The sequence below is a fragment of the uncultured Campylobacter sp. genome (genome assembly GCF_938017705.1).
Lineage (GTDB): Bacteria > Campylobacterota > Campylobacteria > Campylobacterales > Campylobacteraceae > Campylobacter_B.
Genome location: NZ_CALIIS010000159.1, coordinates 1 through 1,828, shown reverse-complemented (window position 1 = coordinate 1,828; position 1,828 = coordinate 1). Strand labels below are relative to the sequence as shown.

The 1,828-nt window shown below is 41.1% G+C and carries 4 protein-coding genes; all 4 read left to right on the top strand.

What is annotated here, in order from left to right:
- The first annotated feature begins 101 nt into the window (after nt 1-101).
- Nucleotides 102-503 (top strand): YopX family protein, encoded by a 402-nt coding sequence (locus tag Q0605_RS07865; RefSeq protein WP_298043133.1) that lies wholly within the window; start codon nt 102-104, stop codon nt 501-503.
- Nucleotides 504-626: 123 nt separating this feature from the next.
- Nucleotides 627-1,145: a hypothetical protein gene (locus tag Q0605_RS07860; protein ID WP_298705849.1), complete on the top strand. Its 519-nt coding sequence runs from the start codon at nt 627-629 to the stop codon at nt 1,143-1,145.
- A complete protein-coding gene (locus tag Q0605_RS07855; protein WP_297961864.1) occupies nt 1,142-1,333 on the top strand; it encodes a hypothetical protein in 192 nt (63 codons plus the stop codon). Before Q0605_RS07860 ends, Q0605_RS07855 begins: the two co-directional genes overlap by 4 nt.
- Before the next feature lie 50 nt (nt 1,334-1,383).
- The coding region (locus Q0605_RS07850) for a hypothetical protein (RefSeq protein ID WP_298705846.1) at nt 1,384-1,828 on the top strand (445 nt) is incomplete at its 3' end.

Sequence of the window (1,828 nt, the reverse complement as noted above, 5' to 3'; positions counted from 1 at the left end):
TATTGATTTCTTTTATTCTTCAAAAGCTGGCGAAAAAGAAGCCAAAAAAGCCAAAGATTATTTAAAAGATATAAATTGGGATTTAAAGTAAAGGACAAGCGATGACAGGGTTAAAATTCAAGGCATTTTTTAAAGTTGATGGACGAATTTACGAAGTACTAAGTATCGACTTCGCAAACGAAGAAGTGACGCTTTGGGATAAAGAAACTGGCGTTAGCTTTGAAGCAGATTTTGACGAAATTGAGCTAATGCAATACATAGGAATAAATGACAAAAATGGCGTGGAAATTTACGAGGGGTATATTATTGCGCCGGATAATTCCTTACCTGATGAGGCTCGTGTTTATTGGTGTGAGGATAAAGCTTGCTTTGCTATAAAAAGTATAGCGGGGCTATTCACCGATTTCATTTTTAATTTTAAAGATGACGTCATATCGGATTATTTTATAGTCGTCGGCAACATATATGAGAATAGGCAACGCGACACAAGCGAAGCGAAGTAGGAAAACCCAAATTTGGAGATTAAATAATGCAGCTTTTTTTAATATTCGCAAGCACGATATTTATCGCGCTTAGCATCACGGCGATAGTAGCGCTTGTGTTACTAAAAAGCTAAAGGACAAGCGATGACCAAATCCCAAGAGATCTATCGCAAGCAGCTTCTAACCCGCATTCACACCGCCCCCTTATATAAGCAAATAAAGGTGGCGGATGCGTGGGAGGATTGGCTCGGGTTTCGCTTTGGCGTCTATAGCTGCAAGGAGCTAAGCATAAGCGAGCTTGAGCGTGCGCTTGATATTTTATGCGGACGCGTAGAGGACGGGACGGACTTCAAGCCCGACATATTGGGGCGAAATTTGATCTACAATGCAAGTGCGGATCGTGCGAGCGCGACAAAGCGAAGCGGAAAGGACGCAAAGCCCGCCGCCAAAAGGATAAGCCCGTCGCAGTTTGCTCGCATAAGCGCGCTTGCCGCCCACCTTGGTATGGACGAGCGGGGGCTTTTGGGCTTTACGATGCGGCAATGTAAAATTTTACTCGGCAAGGAAGAGCAGCTGGCAAAGCTAAGCGCGGCAAACGCAAGCAAGCTAATCACCGGGCTAAGCAAGATCGCACAATTTCGTGCCAGCAAAGGGCAAGTATGATCTGCCCGAAGTGTGCCTACGAAAAAACCTGCGTCATAGCCACGATCAAAAGCACTACGGTGCAGCGTTGGCGCAAATGTCCGAAATGCGGCACCAGCTTTTGTACGATAGAAATTTTAAAGACCGACGAGGAGCTAAATAGATATGCAAAAGAGGCCCTGAAAGAAAAATTAGACCGCCCCTGCTGACTATTGCCTAGAAAATTTGCTATAATCTGTAAAAACAATGGGACATAAATATGGCAAATCAAAACGTTTTAGCGATGATAGTTTGGCTTATCATTATATTCTTTATAGCTAGGACGATTATCAAAAAAAGCAAAGATGGCTCGCCCTCGATAAGAAATACCACTAAAATAGGCATAAATATAGCTACTCCAATAAAGCAATTTGACGAAATCAATATTATTAGTGAGATGGAACATCTTTATCTAGAAAGCTTGCAACCGTGCCTATACGATGATTTTAAAAAGCTTGATAAATTTGAAAAACTTACAAAATTTACGATTAAGCTTTTAGATATTGAAACGATTGAATTAGTTCTTAAAAATTATTTATTGAGCGATATTCGATATTCTGCGCTCAATAAAGAAAAGCGAGCTTATATTAAGAGGTTCGGCTATAATTCATATACTTTATATGAGGCGACGTGGCATTATAGTAGATTGGCATATAACGTAGCCT

Bases quoted from the DNA above. Each gene is read 5' to 3' on its own strand.
- Q0605_RS07865 (WP_298043133.1), top strand. From the start codon at position 102: ATGACAGGGTTAAAATTCAAGGCATTTTTTAAAGTTGATGGACGAATT.
- Q0605_RS07855 (WP_297961864.1), top strand. From the start codon at position 1,142: ATGATCTGCCCGAAGTGTGCCTACGAAAAAACCTGCGTCATAGCCACG.
- Q0605_RS07860 (WP_298705849.1), top strand. From the start codon at position 627: ATGACCAAATCCCAAGAGATCTATCGCAAGCAGCTTCTAACCCGCATT.